Raw genomic sequence first — 13,401 nt, 5'->3', positions numbered from 1 at the left:
CCCTCGAGCGATCCCACGTGCTGGAGTCCGGCGGTACAGCCAGCACTACGCCGAGTGCCGCGCACCGCTCTCGAGGTAGTGCAGAACGGCGGCCACCCGGCGGTCCGTGCGATCCGTGGGCGCCAGGTCGAGCTTGGCGAAGATGTTGCGGATGTGCTTGTGCACGGCGCCGTCGGTGACGAAGAGCCGCTCGGCGATGGCCGTGTTGCCCAGGCCTTCGGCCATCAGCGCCAGCACGTCGCGCTCGCGCGGGCTGAGCCGTTCCAGCCGGTTGCCGGGGCGGGTGCGGGTGAGGAGCTGCGCGACGACCTCCGGATCGATCGCCGTGCCGCCGTCCGCCACCCGGTGCAGCGCGCTCAGGAACTCCTGCACCCGCCCCACCCGCTCCTTCAGCATGTAGCCCAGCCGGGAGCTGCCGTGGGCGAGCAGCTCGGTGGCGAAGGCCTGCTCGACGTACGCCGACAACACGAGCACCGCCAGGCCCGGCTGCCGGCGCCTGGCCTCGACGGCGGCCCTGATGCCCTCGTCCGTGTGGGTGGGCGGCATCCGCACGTCGACGATGGCCGTGTCGGGCCTGTGGGCGTCCACCGCCTCCAGGAATCCGTCGGGGTCCGCCGTGGTGGCCACGACGTCGAGCGCCTCGGCGCGCAACAGCAGCGCGAGACCCTCGCGCAGCAACGGGTCGTCCTCGGCGATCACAATCCGCATGGCAAACTCACATTCAGGGTGGTCGGCCCACCTGGGGGGCTGGTCAGCGCAAACGTTCCGTCGTGCGCTTCCGTACGGTGACGGATCCCGGCGAGGCCGGACCCGGATCGTTCCCCGGCTCCGCCGCGGCCGTCGTCGACGATCGTCAGCCAGAGCCGGTCGTCCCGCTGGCGGACGGTGACGGTGGCGCGCCCCGCCCCGCTGTGCCGGGCGACGTTGTTCAGCGCCTCGGCCACCACGAAATAGGCCGTGGCCTCGACGGACACGGCGCACCGGCGGGGGAGGTCGGCGTCGATCCCGCAGGGCACCGGACTGGCCGCCGCGAGGCCCGTCAGCGCGTCGGACAGGCTCCGGTCTTCGAGCACCGGAGGCAGGATGCTGCGCACGACGCCGCGCAGTTCGGCGAGCGCCTGCTCGGCGGCGCCCTGCGCGTCCTCGAGCATGGCCTCCGCGGTCGCCGGGTCGCGGGCCACCGCGCGGCGGGCGGCGCCGAGCATGACGGTGACGGCGACGATCCGGTTCTGGGTGCCGTCGTGCAGCAGCCGTTCGATCCGCCGCAGTTCGGCGGCGTGCGCGTCGACCGCCGCCGCGCGGGTCGCGGTGAGCTGGGCGACCCGCAGCGCCAGGTCCGCCCCAGGGACGGGGGCCAGCAGCCGGCGGCCCGGCCACGCCTGTAACCGCGGGATGACCGGGACCAGAAGGAGGGTGAGGGCGATCCACCCCAGACCCATCAGGACGATCATGAAGGTGTCGGTGAGCTCGTCGACCTCCAGCAGGCCCATGCCGGGGCCGCCGGTCTCGCCCGGCGGCAGGAGCCGCCACCACAGGGGATAGGTGAGGTCACGCGCGGCGTAGAGCGGAAGGGTGATGCCGGCCAGGCCGAGCACCAGCCCGAAGCTCCCGTGCGTGAGCGCCCAGGCCAGCTCGCGCCGGGTCACCGGCTGTTTGAGAGCGGCCCGCAGCCCGGACGGCAGCGGATCGGGGACGATGATCTCCGGGCCCCAGCGGGACAGCCGCGCCCGCTCGCGGTCGGCGATGGCCCGCAGCACCCGCAGCGCGGTGGGCAACACGAGGAGGCCGGCGCCGACCAGGCAGGCCAGCGCGCTGACGATCACCCCGAGCAGGGCGATCAGCGTCAGGACCGCCGTGCCGAACCCGCCGGCCAGATATTCGAGCCCGTCGAGGGTGGCGCGGGCGCGAACGATCGGGTCCCATGGGCGGACCGGCTGCTCACCCCTCGCAGGGTCGTTGACCGGCATTCCCGCACCTCCCGTGCACGACGATAGGACATCGTCGGAGGACCGGTGGAGATCGCCGGGGAAGAGTACAGCCTGCTGTACCGCCGGTGTCCCGATGGCGGGATCGCCGATGCCGGCGACGCTCCGTAGCTTCGACGGCATGACGACCACGACGAGTGAGGAGCACACCATGACCGACTCCGGCATCGCCGCCCGCGGCAGGATGACCAGGCCCGTTCTCTGGGTGCTGCTGGGCGTCAGCGCCGTGTGCAACATGGTGACGTCCACGATCGGCATCAATCCGCTCATCGGGATCGGCTTCGGCCTGCTCACGCTGGCGCTGGGAGCCGGGTTGATCGCCCAGTACCGCAAGGAGCGCCGCCGCCGGTGACGGAGCACCCGCCCCCGTGGTGCCGGCTGGCTCCACCGGGGGAGGAGGTTCCCCCGGTAGAGGGAACCTCCGGCGGCCCGTCGCCGACAGGCTGGCGGGCATGAAACGAACCATCGCACTCGCCACCCCGATCGCCGCCCTCGCCCTGCTGGCCGGCCCTGCAGGGGCTGTCACGGCCCCCGAGGCGCCCATGTACTCGTTGCGCGGCAGCGCCTCGGGGACGCTGCCCGAGTCGTTCGGCCAGTGGGCGGGGGACAAGGTGCGCTTCGCCATCGACGCCAGGAGTGACGGGGCGAAGACGCGGGGCACCTTCGACGTGTTCCACGCGGGCAAGCCCGGCGAGCCGGCCGTGGGCGAATTCCAGGGCAGGATCAGCTGCCTGGTCGCGGCCGACGGCATCGCGGTCGCCACCGGGGTCATCACCAAGGGTCACGTCACCATCGGCGACAAGCCGGCCATGGACGTGACCGGCAAGAAGGTCTCCTTCACCGTCCACGACAAGGGGCGCCGCGACACCATGTTCTGGATGTGGGAGTTCCTGGGCGCGCCGGTCAACGACTGCCAGGGCACGGTGCCGGTGTTCAGACCGTCGAAGAGCAGCCTTAAGGTCAAGGGCTGACTGGTTCACTTAATCACTCCCGAACCGGTCTATGTGCGTGGTCCGACGGCCGTCTAGCCTCGGCCGTATGACGATGACGAGACGGTCGCGGACGGTTCTGACGACCCTGGACCACCAGGTCCCGCCGTTCATCCCGCAGGGGGCGGAGATGATGACGGCGAAGGTCGAGTTGCCGCCGGGTGACCCGGGCACGCCGCCGCACCGGCACTCCGGGCCGGTCTTCGGCTACATGCTCGAAGGCGAAATGATCTTCGAGCTGGAGGGGGAGCCCGAACGGGTGATCAGAGCGGGTGAGGCGTTCTGGGAGCCGGGCGGAGACGTGATCCACTACCAGGCGGCCAACAACCTCAAGGACGACTGGAGCCGGTTCGTGGTGGTGATGGCCGGTGTGCCGGGTGAGCCGATGCTCACCCTCGTGGACGAAGGCGAGCTCGCCGCCCGTCTCGACCGCCGCGCGCCCAGGCCCGCGCAGGCATGACCATGCGCGTCTTCCTCGCGGGCGCCACCGGCGTGCTCGGCCACCACATCGTGCCGCGGCTGCTCGCCGCGGGCCACCAGGTCACGGCGCTGACCAGGGGCCGGCGGCCGGTGCCTGACGGCGCCGCCGCCGTGCGCGGCGACGTCCGCGACGCGCACGGCCTCGCCCTGGCGGTCCGCGAGGCCGCCCCCGACGTGATCATGCACCAGCTGACCGACCTGAGCGGCGGCGACCCCGCCGCGAACGCCGAGCTCCGCAAAGCCGGCACCCGCGCCATGGTCGACGCCGCGCTGGCCGCCGGCGTGCGCCGCATCGTGGCACAGAGCATCGCCTGGATGTACGAACCCGGTGACGTCCCCGCGGTCGAGCGGACCCCGCTCGACGTCGACGCCGAGGGCCTGCGGAGGGTCAGCGTCGACGGTGTGGTGGCACTGGAGGACACGGTTCGCGAGCTGCCCGAATGGGTGGTCCTGAGATACGGACTGCTGTACGGCCCCGGCACCTTCTACGAGCCCGGCGGCCCGATGGCCGGGCAGGCCCGGCAGGGCGCGCTCGTGGCGGGCCGCGACGTCAGCAGTTTCGTCGAGACCGGGGACGCCGCGACGGCCGCCGTACAGGCACTCGGCTGGCCGACCGGGGCGGTGAACATCTGCGACGACGAGCCCGCGCCCGCCGCCGACTGGGTGCCCGCCTTCTGCCGGGCCGTCGGGGCCCCGCCGCCGCCCCGCTCGGACGCTCCGAGGAGCCCGCAGGCGCGGGGCGCGGACAACCACCACGCCCGCAATCACCTGGGATGGGAGCCCGCCTACCCCTCATGGCGCGACGGCTTCGCCGAGGTGATCTCCCGAACGGGCTGACCCCGGCGCGGTGCGGCGGTCGGCTTTTACGTTGACGAGGTGGTGAGCGCGCAGAGGGCCTCCAGGGCGCGGCGCCAGTCGTGCCGGGGCGGGGCGGCGTAGCCGATGAGCAGCGCGGCGGGCCGGTCGCCGGACGGCTCGTGCCAGTAGCCGGCCGCGTGCAGGCCCTGGAGACGGACGCCTGCGCGCCGCCCCGCCTCGATCAGCCGCCGTTCCCGCTCGGCCGAGGGGAGGGGCAGCAGGGCGTGCAGCCCTGCGGCCACTCCCGGCAGCGGCGACGAGAGCCGTCGGGCCAGCTCCGTGCGGCGCCGCCGGTAGACCAGGCGCGAGCGGCGGATGTGCCGGTCGTACTCGCCCCGCTCGATCAGGTCGGCGAAGGCCAGTTGGGTCACGGACGGAACCGACGCCCCGGTGTCCTCGACGGCCCTGATCACCGGCTCGCGCAGCGAGCGGGGGACGATCAGCCAGCCGAGCCGCATCCCCGGTGCCAGTGCCTTGCTGGCGCTGCCCGCGTATACCACGCGGTCGGGTGCCAGCGCCTGCAGGGCCCCGACCGGGTGGTGGTCGTAGCGGAACTCCCCGTCGTAGTCGTCCTCGATCAGGTAGCCGCCCGTGTGCCGCGCCCAGCCGGCGAACGCCACCCGCCGCTCCGGTGCCAGCACCACGCCCAGCGGGTGCTGGTGCGCGGGGGTGAGCAGCGCGGCCGCGCAGCGTACGGGCAGTCCTGCCGGGTCGGCGCCGCCCGCGTCGACGGCGAGCGGCGCCGTCTCCAGCCCCGCGGCGCGTACGAGCTCGCGGTGGCGCGGGAGGCCGGGGTCCTCGGTGGCGATCCGCGTGCCACCGAGGCCGCGCAGGGCCCTGGCGAGCAGCGCCAGCCCGGAGGAGAACCCGCCGACCACGATCACGGAGCCGGCGTGGGCCCGCACACCGCGGGCCCGCCCGGCGTAGCCGGCGATCGCCTGCCGCAGCACCGGCAGCCCGGCCGGGTCGCCGTAGTCCAGGTCACGGGAAGGGGCTGTGGCCAGGGCCCGGCGCACGGCCGACGCCCACGCCGTACGCGGGAACGAGCCGACGTCGGGCCGGCCGGGACGCAGGTCCACCGACCAGGTCTCCGCCTCGTGGGACCTTCCGGCGAGCGCGTCTTCGCCGGGTTCCGCGGTCGGCGTGGGCGGCGTCGCGACCGAGGTGCCCGATCCCGGTGCGCCGGTCAGCCAGCCTTCGGCGATCAGCTGGGTGTAGGCCTGGACGACGGTGCCCCGTGAGATGCCCAGGTCGGCCGCGAGGCTCCGGCTGCCCGGCAACCGGCTGCCGGGCGGCAGCCGGCCGGAGCGCACCCCGTCGCGCAGCGCCGACTCCAGCGACCGCCCCAGCGCTCCCGGCCCGCGACGCCCGTCGCGAGGCCCGTCAAGACGCACGTCGAGATGCAGGTCGAGCCCACCCGGCTGCTCCGCCACGCCGCCTCCATGCCCCCTGCCACGCCACGTGAACGACGTGAAGGATGGTACGCGTGCACGCCCCGGCGCTCAGGAGCGGGCCTCGTGGTCCGGGGCGGCCGCGGCTCGCGTCCTCCCGACCCGGCCCGTCACGGGCGGAACACGGCCCTGACGCAGCCTTCCCGCTTCGTCTTGAACAGCTCGTAGCCCCTGGGCCCGTCCTCCAGGCGCATGGGGTGGGTGAGCAGGGGCGAGGCGTCGATCTCGCCCTTGCTCATCCGGTCGAGGATCATCGGGATGTAGCGGTGGCCGTGCTGCTGGCCGCCGCGGAGCGTCAGGCCCTTGTTCATGACCGCGCCCATCGGGAACTTGTCGACCACGCCGAGGTAGACGCCGAGCACGGAGACGACGCCGCCCTTGCGGCAGGCGTGGATGGCCTGGCGCAGCGAGATCCCGCGGTCGGTCTGCAGGCGCAGGGCGTGCTTGACCCGGTCGTAGGCGTACTGGGCGCCGGTGCCGTGGCTCTCCATGCCGACGGCCTCGATGCACACGTCGGGCCCGCGCCCGCCGGTCAGCTCCTTGAGCGCCTCCAGCACGTCGGACTCGCCGTAGTCCAGGATCTCCGCGCCCATCTCGGCGGCCATGGCCAGCCGTTCGGGGAACCGGTCGATGACGATCACCCGGTCGGCGCCCATGCGCAGGGACGCCAGGGCCGCCATCTGGCCGACGCCGCCGCAGCCCCACACCGCGACCACGTCACCGGGCCCCACCTCGCCGAGGTCGGCGCCCATCCACCCTGTGGGTACGGCGTCCGAGGCGAACACGGCGCTCGCGTCCGGCACGTCGTCCGGCACGGGGAAGGCGTTGACGTCCGCGTACGGCACCCGTACGTATTCGGCGTGGCTGCCCGCGAAGCCGCCCAGCGCGTGGGAGTAGCCGAAGATGCCCGCCGAGGCGTGCCCGTTCGCCGTCTCCAGGAAGCCGGGGTTGGGGTTGGAGTTGTCGCACAGCGACCACAACCCCTCCTTGCAGTAGTGGCAGCGCCCGCAGCCGATGATCGAGCACACCGTCACCCGTTCGCCGACGCGCCGCCGGCGCACGTCGGGGCCGGTCTCGACCACCTCGCCGACGAACTCGTGCCCGAGCACGTCACCGGCCATCATCGTGGGCACGTAGCCGTCCAGCAGGTGCAGGTCGGAGCCGCACGTGGAGCTCGCGGTGACCTTGACGACGGCGTCCTGCCGGTTGAGCAGCCCGGGGTCGGGGACGTCTTCGACCGCCACCTCGTTCACGCCGGTCCAGCACAGCGCCCTCATCGTGCGCCCTTCCTCGTGAGATGCCGGAACGCCGGCGTGCCGGCGCGGCCGAGCGCGGTGCGGTGGCCCTCGGGTTGCCCGTCGACCAGGAGCACCTCCCCGGTTTCGAGCAGCTGCTTCAGCTTCCGTACGCGGTCGCGCGTCTCCCCGTCGGCCTCGCGTACCGCGATCTCGCTGCCCCGGCCGCCGGGTGCGGGCCTGACGCGGATCTCGTGCCGTTCGGCGATCCGGGCCAGTTCGTCGGGCCGATCGGGGCCGGTCAGCCGGGCTGGGTCCGTCTCGACCGTGACGGTGAACCATCCGTTCGGGTTGGGCGGCGCTGAGCGTGCCGCGCGCACGATCGCCATCCCGGCCACCGTCGCCGCTCCGGCGAGGAGCACGGCCGTGCGGCCCTTACGCCGCCGGGGGCCGCGGGCGGGCAGTTTCGCGTGGGCCCGGGCGGCCCGCTTTGTGCTGGACGCTTTCATGCTCCGCGGCTGCCCGTGGCCGCCCCCGGCAAACCGGCCCGGCGGAGGGACCTGATCTCGTCGGTGAACACCTTGCGCCGGTCTTTGGGCGTGAAGACCGAATGCGCATGCAGGCTGCGGACCACGCTACGGCCCTGCCGGACTCGGGTTGGGTTCCCCGCCCTGATAACCGGCGGTGCCGTGGACCTGATGATAGTTTGTTCGATTGTGAAACTGGTGGTGCAGGTGAAGCTCCTGCCGACGCCGCAGCAGGCGGCGGCGCTGGAAGCCACCCTGGACGCCGTCAACCGGGCGGCGAATCTCGTCGCGGCATTGGCGTTCCAGCGCCACTGTTTCCGTAACTTCGATCTGCGCAGGCACGCCTACGATCAGATCAAGGCGGAGTTCGGGCTGGCGGCCCAGGCCGCCCAGCATGTGATCAAGAAGGTCGCCGACGCCTATCGCACGCTGCACGCCAACCTGGCCGGGGGGAATCTGGGCAAGCCCGGATCCCCGCGCCGTCTCAAGGCCGAAGCCAAGCCGGTCTCCTTCCGGCCGCTGGCGGCTCAGCCGTATGACGACCGGTGCCTGTCCTGGCAGCACGAGGCGCGGACGGTGTCGATCTGGACGACCGGCGGCCGGCTGAAAGGGGTGGCCTTCACCGGCTCAGAGGAGCACCTGGCCCTACTGGCCGCCCACCGCCGTGGCGAGTCGGATCTGGTGTGCCGGGACGGGATGTGGTTCCTGCACGCCACCATCGAGGTCCCCGACGTCCCGGCCGCCGCGCCGGAGGGGTTCTTGGGTGTGGACCTGGGCATCGCCAACATCGCCACCACCAGCGACGGCGTCCGGCGCAGCGGTAAAGGGCTGAACGCGGTGCGGCACCGGCATCGTGCATTGCGCCGCCGGTTGCAGGCCAAAGCCACCAAGTCCGCCAAACGGCTGCTGAAAAAGCGGCGCCGGGCCGAGGCGCGGTTCGCGGCCGACACCAATCATGTGATCGCCAAGCAGATCGTGACCGAGGCGGAACGCACCGGGCGCGGGATCGCTCTGGAAGACCTCCAGGGCATCCGCGAGCGGGTACGGCTTCGCAAGCCCCAGCGGGTCACGCTGCATGGGTGGAGTTTCCACCAGCTGGGCGGCTTCGTCGACTATAAGGCGGCCCGGGCCGGTGTTGCCGTCATCTACGTCGATCCGTCCTACACCTCACAGCAGTGCTCGCAGTGCGGGCACGTGGACCGGCGCAACCGGCCCGACCAGGCCACCTTCTCCTGCACGTCGTGCGGCTTCGCTGAGCACGCCGACGTCAACGCAGCCCGCAACATCGCCTCACGCGGTGAAACGGGCTGGGCAGTGAGTCACGCTGCCTAACGCGGACCACACCGTGCACCCCATGCACGGCGAGGAGCTGCAAGCTCGGTCGTTCATCGGCCGAGAAGCTGACCATGGAGTGCGGCACGAGCTCGCACGGGTCGGCCGCCCGCACCCGCTTGAAGTGCGCGAACAGGGGGCCGTCCCCGGCGAGTGGGTCGTTCTTCGGCTGGAGGGGCTCCTCGCTCGGGCTCTCCTCCCGGCTCTGCGCCGGGGGGTCGTCGCCCGGCCGCTCCGCCCCGCGCCGGGAGCCGAGCTCGATCACGCCGCAGCCGCTCAATACAACGGCGGAGCCGAGCACGGCGGCAAGTGTTCGTACGCCTTTACTGAGATATTTCGAACTATTTTGAAATGTTGTCGAATTCATAGCGGGACGTCACGGTACAGCAAAGGGGTTGGCCCCTTCAAACCGGCGACGGGTTCAGGGCGGGCGCAGCCCGAGGAGCTCGCCGAGGTGGTGATCATTTCGTGCCCTGGATGATCTCTTATGGCCCCGGGTCGGCGAAGAGAGCGAAACGCATGTCCCGTATCCGGGCAATGGCGGTGTGTCGCCCGCTCGCTCCGAAATATGGTGTTTGAGGGGCGCCTGCGTGGCAGGATTGCCGGTGGGCGGCCCGGGGTGATGTGCTGAATTAGGAGCATTTATGTCGACTGCTCGTGAGATGAGCGATCCGACCGATATACCTGACAGGGATTCTCTGCAGCCTGGACCCACGGCGCTGCGCATATTGGTGGGGACACAGTTGCGCCGGCTGCGGGAGTCACGGGAGATCAGCCGCGAAAAGGCGGGATATACCATCCGCGGCTCCCATTCGAAGATCAGCCGGATGGAGGGCGGGCGCAGCAGTTTCAAGCTGCGCGACGTGGCCGACCTGCTCACCCTGTACGGCGTGGCCGACGACGCCGAACGCCAGGCCCTGCTCGTCCTCGCCGAGCAGGCCAACGCGCCGGGCTGGTGGCAGGACTACCGCGACGTGATCCCCGACTGGTTCGAGCCCTACCTCGGGCTGGAGCAGGACGCGGCGCTGATCCGTACGCACGAGATCCAGTTCGTCCCCGGGCTGCTGCAGACCGAGGACTACGCCCGCGCGGTCTTCGTGCAGGGCCACAAGGACGAACCCGCCGAGCTGATCGAGCACCGCGTCGAGCTGCGGATGCGCCGCCGGCGCATCCTGTCCGAGCCCGCGTCGCACAAGCTGTGGGCGGTCCTGGACGAGGCCGCGCTGCGCCGCCGCGTCGGCGGCGAGACGATCATGCGCGACCAGCTCCGCCACCTCGTCGAGCAGGCCGAGCTGCCGCACATCACCCTGCAGGTGATCCCGTTCAGCATCGAGGGCGCGGCCGGCGGCGCCGGCCCCGTCACCATCCTGCGCTTCGCCCAGGCGGAGCTGGACGACGTGGTCTACCTCGAACACCTCGCCGGCGCGCAGTATCTCACCAAGGACTCCGAGGTCCGCCCCTACCAGCACCTGATGAACGAGCTCAGCGTGCAGGCGCCGCCGCCGTCGGAGACCCCGGAGATCCTGCGTCAGATCATGGCCACGATGTAGGTCACCGCTTGCGGGCGACCCCGCACAGCGCGTCGACCTCTTCCATCGGGGCGAGCGGGTCGGGGTCGGGGCGCCACAGCGGCAGGGACACCACCCCGGGCTCCACGAGGTCCATGCCGTCGAAGAACGCGGCGAACCGCTCGGGGGTGCGCAGGTTGTAGGGGACGCCGCCGCCCGAGTTGTAGTCGTCCTGGGCCTGGTCGAGCGCCTCGCCGGTGACCAGGTTGACGCCGTCCCACAGGGCGAGGTGGCTGCCGGGCGGCAGGGCGTCGACCAGCCCTCGCACGATGTCGTGGGCGCCCTCCTCGTCGGTGACGTAGCCGACGATGCCCATCAGCATGAGCGCGACGGGCCGGTCGAGGTCGAGTGTCCTGGCGGCGGCGGAGACGATCGCGCCGGGGTCGCGCAGGTCGGCGTGGACGTAGTCGGTGGCGCCTTCCGGCGTGCCGACCAGCAGGGCGCGGGCGTGCGCGAGCACCAGGGGATCGTTGTCGACGTAGACGACGCGGCACGACGGATCGGCCCGCTGGGCGACCTCGTGCGTGTTGTCCACCGTGGGCAGCCCGGTGCCGATGTCGAGGAACTGGCGCACGCCCGCCTCGTTGACCAGATGGCGCACGATGCGGGCGAGCAGGTGCCGGGACAGGCGGGCGATGTGCACGATGTCGGGGAACGCCTGGCTGAACTGGTCGCCGGCCACGCGGTCGACGTCGTAATAGTCCTTGCCGCCGAGCCAGTAGTTCCACATCCGCGCGGCGTGCGGCACGGACGCGTCGATGCCGGACGCGGCCACGTGACCGGTGGGAGGGGGTTCACCTGCCATGAGAGTGCTGGGCTCCTTCCGAAAGGGCCTGCGGGAATCTCAACCTAGCGTCCCGCCCGCTCCGAAAGGAGATCACGCACAGAGCCGCGGCGCCGGAGACGGCCGGCGCCGCACGATCTCTCGCCGCCGCTCAGCCGGCGGCGACCGGTTCGCCGTTGCTCAGGCTGGTGAACAGGCGCTCCCACTGCGGCATCACGACCTGCGGCGTGTACGCGTGGGCGACCTCGGCAGCGGCGGCGCCCAGCCGCCGGCGCAGCGCGGGGTCGCTCATCACCCGCCTGAGCGCCGCCGACAGCGCCTCGATGTCGCGCGGCGGCACCAGCACGCCGTCCACGTCATGCGTCAGCACGTCACCGGGGCCCGTCGGGCAGTCGAAGGCGACGATCGGCAGGGCGTGACCCATCGCCTCGATCATCGCCATCGGCAGGCCCTCGATCCGCGAGCTCAGCGCGTAGACCGACGACTGCGACAGCTCCTCGTGGATGCGGTCGCTGCGGCCCATCAGCCGGATGGCTTCGCCCAGGTCGAACTCGTCGAGCCGCTGCTGCAGCCGGTCCTTCGACGGGCCCGTGCCGAAGATGCGCAACCGCCAGTCGGGGAACTCGGGCGCGATCGCGGCGTAGGCCTTGATGAGCATGTCGAAGCCCTTCTGGGGCACCAGCCGGCCGACGGCGATCACCACCGGACGGGTCAGGTCGGAGTGCTTGCGCCCCTCCATGTCGACCGCGTTCGGGATGCGCACGACCGGGGTTCCGGGCAGCAGCGGCCGGTATTCGTTGACGCTGGTCTCCGTCAGCACCGTCACCGCGTCGAAACGGCCGTAGTGCTTGGCGATGTCCTCGCGTACCGCCGGGTGGTAGGAGCCCAGGTTCATGTGCTCCTGCGCGACCCTGATCACCTTGCGCGAGCCGCGGCGCGCGGAGATGAGGTTGAGCGCCGGCCGGGTGGTGACCAGGATGCCGCCCTCAAGGCCGGACACGTAGTCGATGACCGCGCCCTCCACCCGCTCCGTGAAGTATTCGGCGGCGAACTCGCCGTACGGCACGATCTTGCCGCGGGCACGCCGCCACACCTTGCGGGCCAGCGAGTCGGCGGCGACGCCGTCGCGCTGGTCCACCAAGGCCCACACCCGCACGCGCTCGTCGATGGCGAACTGCGGACTGCTCCGCCGGCGTACGACGCTGACGATCTCGACGTCGTGACCCGCCTCGGCCATCGCGTTGGCCTGGTTGACCACCGTCCTGATGGTCCCGCCCATGCCGTACGCGTGCAGCAGCATGTATCGGATCTTCACGGTAGGTACTCCCACGTCCGGCACATGGCGTGCAACACCTCGGGAATCTCCGCCGGCTCGGGCAGGTCGCGGCCCTTCTGCACGGTGCCCGAACGGATCTTGTCCTTCCAGTCGCCGAGCCCCTTGGTCACCACGTCGGGCGTGCCGTAGGAGAGCAGCTCGGGCGCCCAGCCGATGCCGAGGAAATCGCAGATCAGGCGGCTGATCTTCTCCGGGTCGGCGGTCAGCTCCTCGTAGCGCACGGTCAGGCCGGGCAGCGCCTTCCTGGCACGCTCCACCGCCTTCATGTACCGCAACGCGTCGGCCGCCGCTTCGTCCGGCGTGCGTTTGCCGGGGCTGGCTTCGTACCAGGACGTCGCGATCGAGGCGGGGTGGCGCAGCAGGAACACGAACCGGGCATCCGGCCAGCACGCGGCGAGCCGTTCGTAGGCGAAGGCGTTGGCCGGCGTCTTGTCCACGATGTACCGCTTCCCGCTGCGTACCAGCTCGCGGTGGAGCACCCGGTCCCACAGCAGGTGCTCGATGTCGGCGCGGTTGTGCCCGAGCGCCTCCATCGCCTTCTCGGCCAGGGTCGTGCCGAAGTCAACGCTCAACCGGCGTACGTGCAGCTCGTGGGGGGCGTGCAGGTCCGGGTGCGCGTTGAGCATCGACCGCAACAACGTCGAGCCGGACCGGACGGGGGAGATCACGAACACCGGGGCCTCGAGCAGGCGATCGCGGGGGTCGGACGGCGGCCGGAAAGAAGTGTCGGGGGCGGCCTTTCTGGGCCGCTCGACGACCTTCTTCGCGTTCTCCGCTTTTCCTACCCGTTCGATCCGGAATCCTGCGTACTTGGCCAGCGCGCTGTTGAACGTACGCTGCCACATCATGGTGGGCG

At 71.7% G+C, this 13,401-nt stretch carries 14 protein-coding genes; 6 read left to right on the top strand and 8 right to left on the bottom strand.

Annotation, left to right across the window (positions count from 1 at the left end; genetic code table 11):
• Window positions 1-45: 45 nt before the first annotated feature.
• Window positions 46-708 (bottom strand): response regulator, encoded by a 663-nt coding sequence (locus tag ACTWPV_RS24395; protein WP_443153553.1) that lies wholly within the window; start codon window positions 706-708, stop codon window positions 46-48.
• Window positions 696-1,967, bottom strand: coding sequence for a sensor histidine kinase (locus ACTWPV_RS24390; protein ID WP_443153552.1), 1,272 nt, complete (start codon window positions 1,965-1,967; stop codon window positions 696-698). Before ACTWPV_RS24390 ends, ACTWPV_RS24395 begins: the two co-directional genes overlap by 13 nt.
• Before the next feature lie 139 nt (window positions 1,968-2,106).
• Between ACTWPV_RS24390 and ACTWPV_RS24385 the strand changes: the two genes are divergently transcribed.
• The 4 genes from ACTWPV_RS24385 to ACTWPV_RS24370 all read left to right on the top strand — a co-directional run bounded on the left by ACTWPV_RS24385 (window position 2,107) and on the right by ACTWPV_RS24370 (window position 4,291).
• Window positions 2,107-2,337 (top strand): hypothetical protein, encoded by a 231-nt coding sequence (locus ACTWPV_RS24385; protein ID WP_443153551.1) that lies wholly within the window; start codon window positions 2,107-2,109, stop codon window positions 2,335-2,337.
• Window positions 2,338-2,437: 100 nt separating this feature from the next.
• The gene (locus ACTWPV_RS24380) at window positions 2,438-2,956 is read left to right on the top strand and encodes a hypothetical protein (RefSeq protein WP_443153550.1); all 519 of its coding nucleotides are present in this window, start codon (window positions 2,438-2,440) and stop codon (window positions 2,954-2,956) included.
• Between the two features lie 67 nt (window positions 2,957-3,023).
• A complete protein-coding gene (locus tag ACTWPV_RS24375; protein WP_443153549.1) occupies window positions 3,024-3,434 on the top strand; it encodes a cupin domain-containing protein in 411 nt (136 codons plus the stop codon).
• Window positions 3,431-4,291: an NAD-dependent epimerase/dehydratase family protein gene (locus tag ACTWPV_RS24370; protein WP_443153548.1), complete on the top strand. Its 861-nt coding sequence runs from the start codon at window positions 3,431-3,433 to the stop codon at window positions 4,289-4,291. The genes ACTWPV_RS24375 and ACTWPV_RS24370 overlap by 4 nt, the downstream gene beginning before the upstream one ends.
• A gap of 26 nt (window positions 4,292-4,317) precedes the next feature.
• Here ACTWPV_RS24370 and pdxR read toward each other — a convergent pair whose 3' ends face one another.
• The 3 genes from pdxR to ACTWPV_RS24355 all read right to left on the bottom strand — a co-directional run bounded on the left by pdxR (window position 4,318) and on the right by ACTWPV_RS24355 (window position 7,507).
• Window positions 4,318-5,745 carry a MocR-like pyridoxine biosynthesis transcription factor PdxR gene (gene pdxR / locus ACTWPV_RS24365; protein WP_443153547.1) on the bottom strand — a complete coding sequence of 476 codons (1,428 nt, stop codon included), beginning with the start codon at window positions 5,743-5,745 and terminating at the stop codon, window positions 4,318-4,320.
• Between the two features lie 128 nt (window positions 5,746-5,873).
• Window positions 5,874-7,040, bottom strand: a complete 1,167-nt coding sequence (locus tag ACTWPV_RS24360; protein WP_443153546.1) for a zinc-dependent alcohol dehydrogenase — start codon at window positions 7,038-7,040, stop codon at window positions 5,874-5,876.
• Window positions 7,037-7,507, bottom strand: coding sequence for a hypothetical protein (locus ACTWPV_RS24355; RefSeq protein WP_443153545.1), 471 nt, complete (start codon window positions 7,505-7,507; stop codon window positions 7,037-7,039). Before ACTWPV_RS24355 ends, ACTWPV_RS24360 begins: the two co-directional genes overlap by 4 nt.
• Window positions 7,508-7,714: 207 nt before the next feature.
• Here ACTWPV_RS24355 and ACTWPV_RS24350 point away from each other — a divergent pair, with 207 nt between their 5' ends.
• Both ACTWPV_RS24350 and ACTWPV_RS24345 read left to right on the top strand, forming a co-directional pair.
• Window positions 7,715-8,857, top strand: a complete 1,143-nt coding sequence (locus ACTWPV_RS24350; RefSeq protein ID WP_443153544.1) for an RNA-guided endonuclease InsQ/TnpB family protein — start codon at window positions 7,715-7,717, stop codon at window positions 8,855-8,857.
• Window positions 8,858-9,501: 644 nt separating this feature from the next.
• Window positions 9,502-10,407, top strand: coding sequence for a helix-turn-helix domain-containing protein (locus ACTWPV_RS24345; RefSeq protein ID WP_347647846.1), 906 nt, complete (start codon window positions 9,502-9,504; stop codon window positions 10,405-10,407).
• A gap of 1 nt (window position 10,408) precedes the next feature.
• On the opposite strand, the gene ACTWPV_RS24340 is transcribed toward ACTWPV_RS24345, so the two are convergent.
• The 3 genes from ACTWPV_RS24340 to ACTWPV_RS24330 all read right to left on the bottom strand — a co-directional run bounded on the left by ACTWPV_RS24340 (window position 10,409) and on the right by ACTWPV_RS24330 (window position 13,393).
• Window positions 10,409-11,230 (bottom strand): SAM-dependent methyltransferase, encoded by an 822-nt coding sequence (locus ACTWPV_RS24340; RefSeq protein WP_347647845.1) that lies wholly within the window; start codon window positions 11,228-11,230, stop codon window positions 10,409-10,411.
• 130 nt (window positions 11,231-11,360) lie between these two features.
• The gene (locus ACTWPV_RS24335; RefSeq protein ID WP_443153543.1) at window positions 11,361-12,524 is read right to left on the bottom strand and encodes a glycosyltransferase family 4 protein; all 1,164 of its coding nucleotides are present in this window, start codon (window positions 12,522-12,524) and stop codon (window positions 11,361-11,363) included.
• Window positions 12,521-13,393, bottom strand: a complete 873-nt coding sequence (locus ACTWPV_RS24330; RefSeq protein ID WP_347647843.1) for a sulfotransferase family protein — start codon at window positions 13,391-13,393, stop codon at window positions 12,521-12,523. The genes ACTWPV_RS24335 and ACTWPV_RS24330 overlap by 4 nt, the downstream gene beginning before the upstream one ends.
• Window positions 13,394-13,401 lie beyond the last annotated feature (8 nt).

Origin of the sequence: Nonomuraea sp. KM88 (assembly GCF_052245635.1) — a bacterium.
GTDB lineage: Bacteria > Actinomycetota > Actinomycetes > Streptosporangiales > Streptosporangiaceae > Nonomuraea.
Note: the sequence above shows the minus strand (reverse complement) of the source record. Positions and strands in the feature narration are given on the sequence as shown.

What these genes read in the sequence shown, in the direction of transcription:
- ACTWPV_RS24390 (WP_443153552.1), bottom strand. Translation starts at nt 1,967, where the DNA reads ATGCCGGTCAACGACCCTGCGAGGGGTGAGCAGCCGGTCCGCCCATGG.
- ACTWPV_RS24370 (WP_443153548.1), top strand. Translation starts at nt 3,431, where the DNA reads ATGACCATGCGCGTCTTCCTCGCGGGCGCCACCGGCGTGCTCGGCCAC.
- ACTWPV_RS24360 (WP_443153546.1), bottom strand. Translation starts at nt 7,040, where the DNA reads ATGAGGGCGCTGTGCTGGACCGGCGTGAACGAGGTGGCGGTCGAAGAC.
- ACTWPV_RS24345 (WP_347647846.1), top strand. Translation starts at nt 9,502, where the DNA reads ATGTCGACTGCTCGTGAGATGAGCGATCCGACCGATATACCTGACAGG.
- ACTWPV_RS24330 (WP_347647843.1), bottom strand. Translation starts at nt 13,393, where the DNA reads ATGATGTGGCAGCGTACGTTCAACAGCGCGCTGGCCAAGTACGCAGGA.
- ACTWPV_RS24340 (WP_347647845.1), bottom strand. Translation starts at nt 11,230, where the DNA reads ATGGCAGGTGAACCCCCTCCCACCGGTCACGTGGCCGCGTCCGGCATC.
- ACTWPV_RS24385 (WP_443153551.1), top strand. Translation starts at nt 2,107, where the DNA reads ATGACGACCACGACGAGTGAGGAGCACACCATGACCGACTCCGGCATC.
- ACTWPV_RS24375 (WP_443153549.1), top strand. Translation starts at nt 3,024, where the DNA reads ATGACGATGACGAGACGGTCGCGGACGGTTCTGACGACCCTGGACCAC.
- ACTWPV_RS24395 (WP_443153553.1), bottom strand. Translation starts at nt 708, where the DNA reads ATGCGGATTGTGATCGCCGAGGACGACCCGTTGCTGCGCGAGGGTCTC.
- ACTWPV_RS24355 (WP_443153545.1), bottom strand. Translation starts at nt 7,507, where the DNA reads ATGAAAGCGTCCAGCACAAAGCGGGCCGCCCGGGCCCACGCGAAACTG.
- ACTWPV_RS24380 (WP_443153550.1), top strand. Translation starts at nt 2,438, where the DNA reads ATGAAACGAACCATCGCACTCGCCACCCCGATCGCCGCCCTCGCCCTG.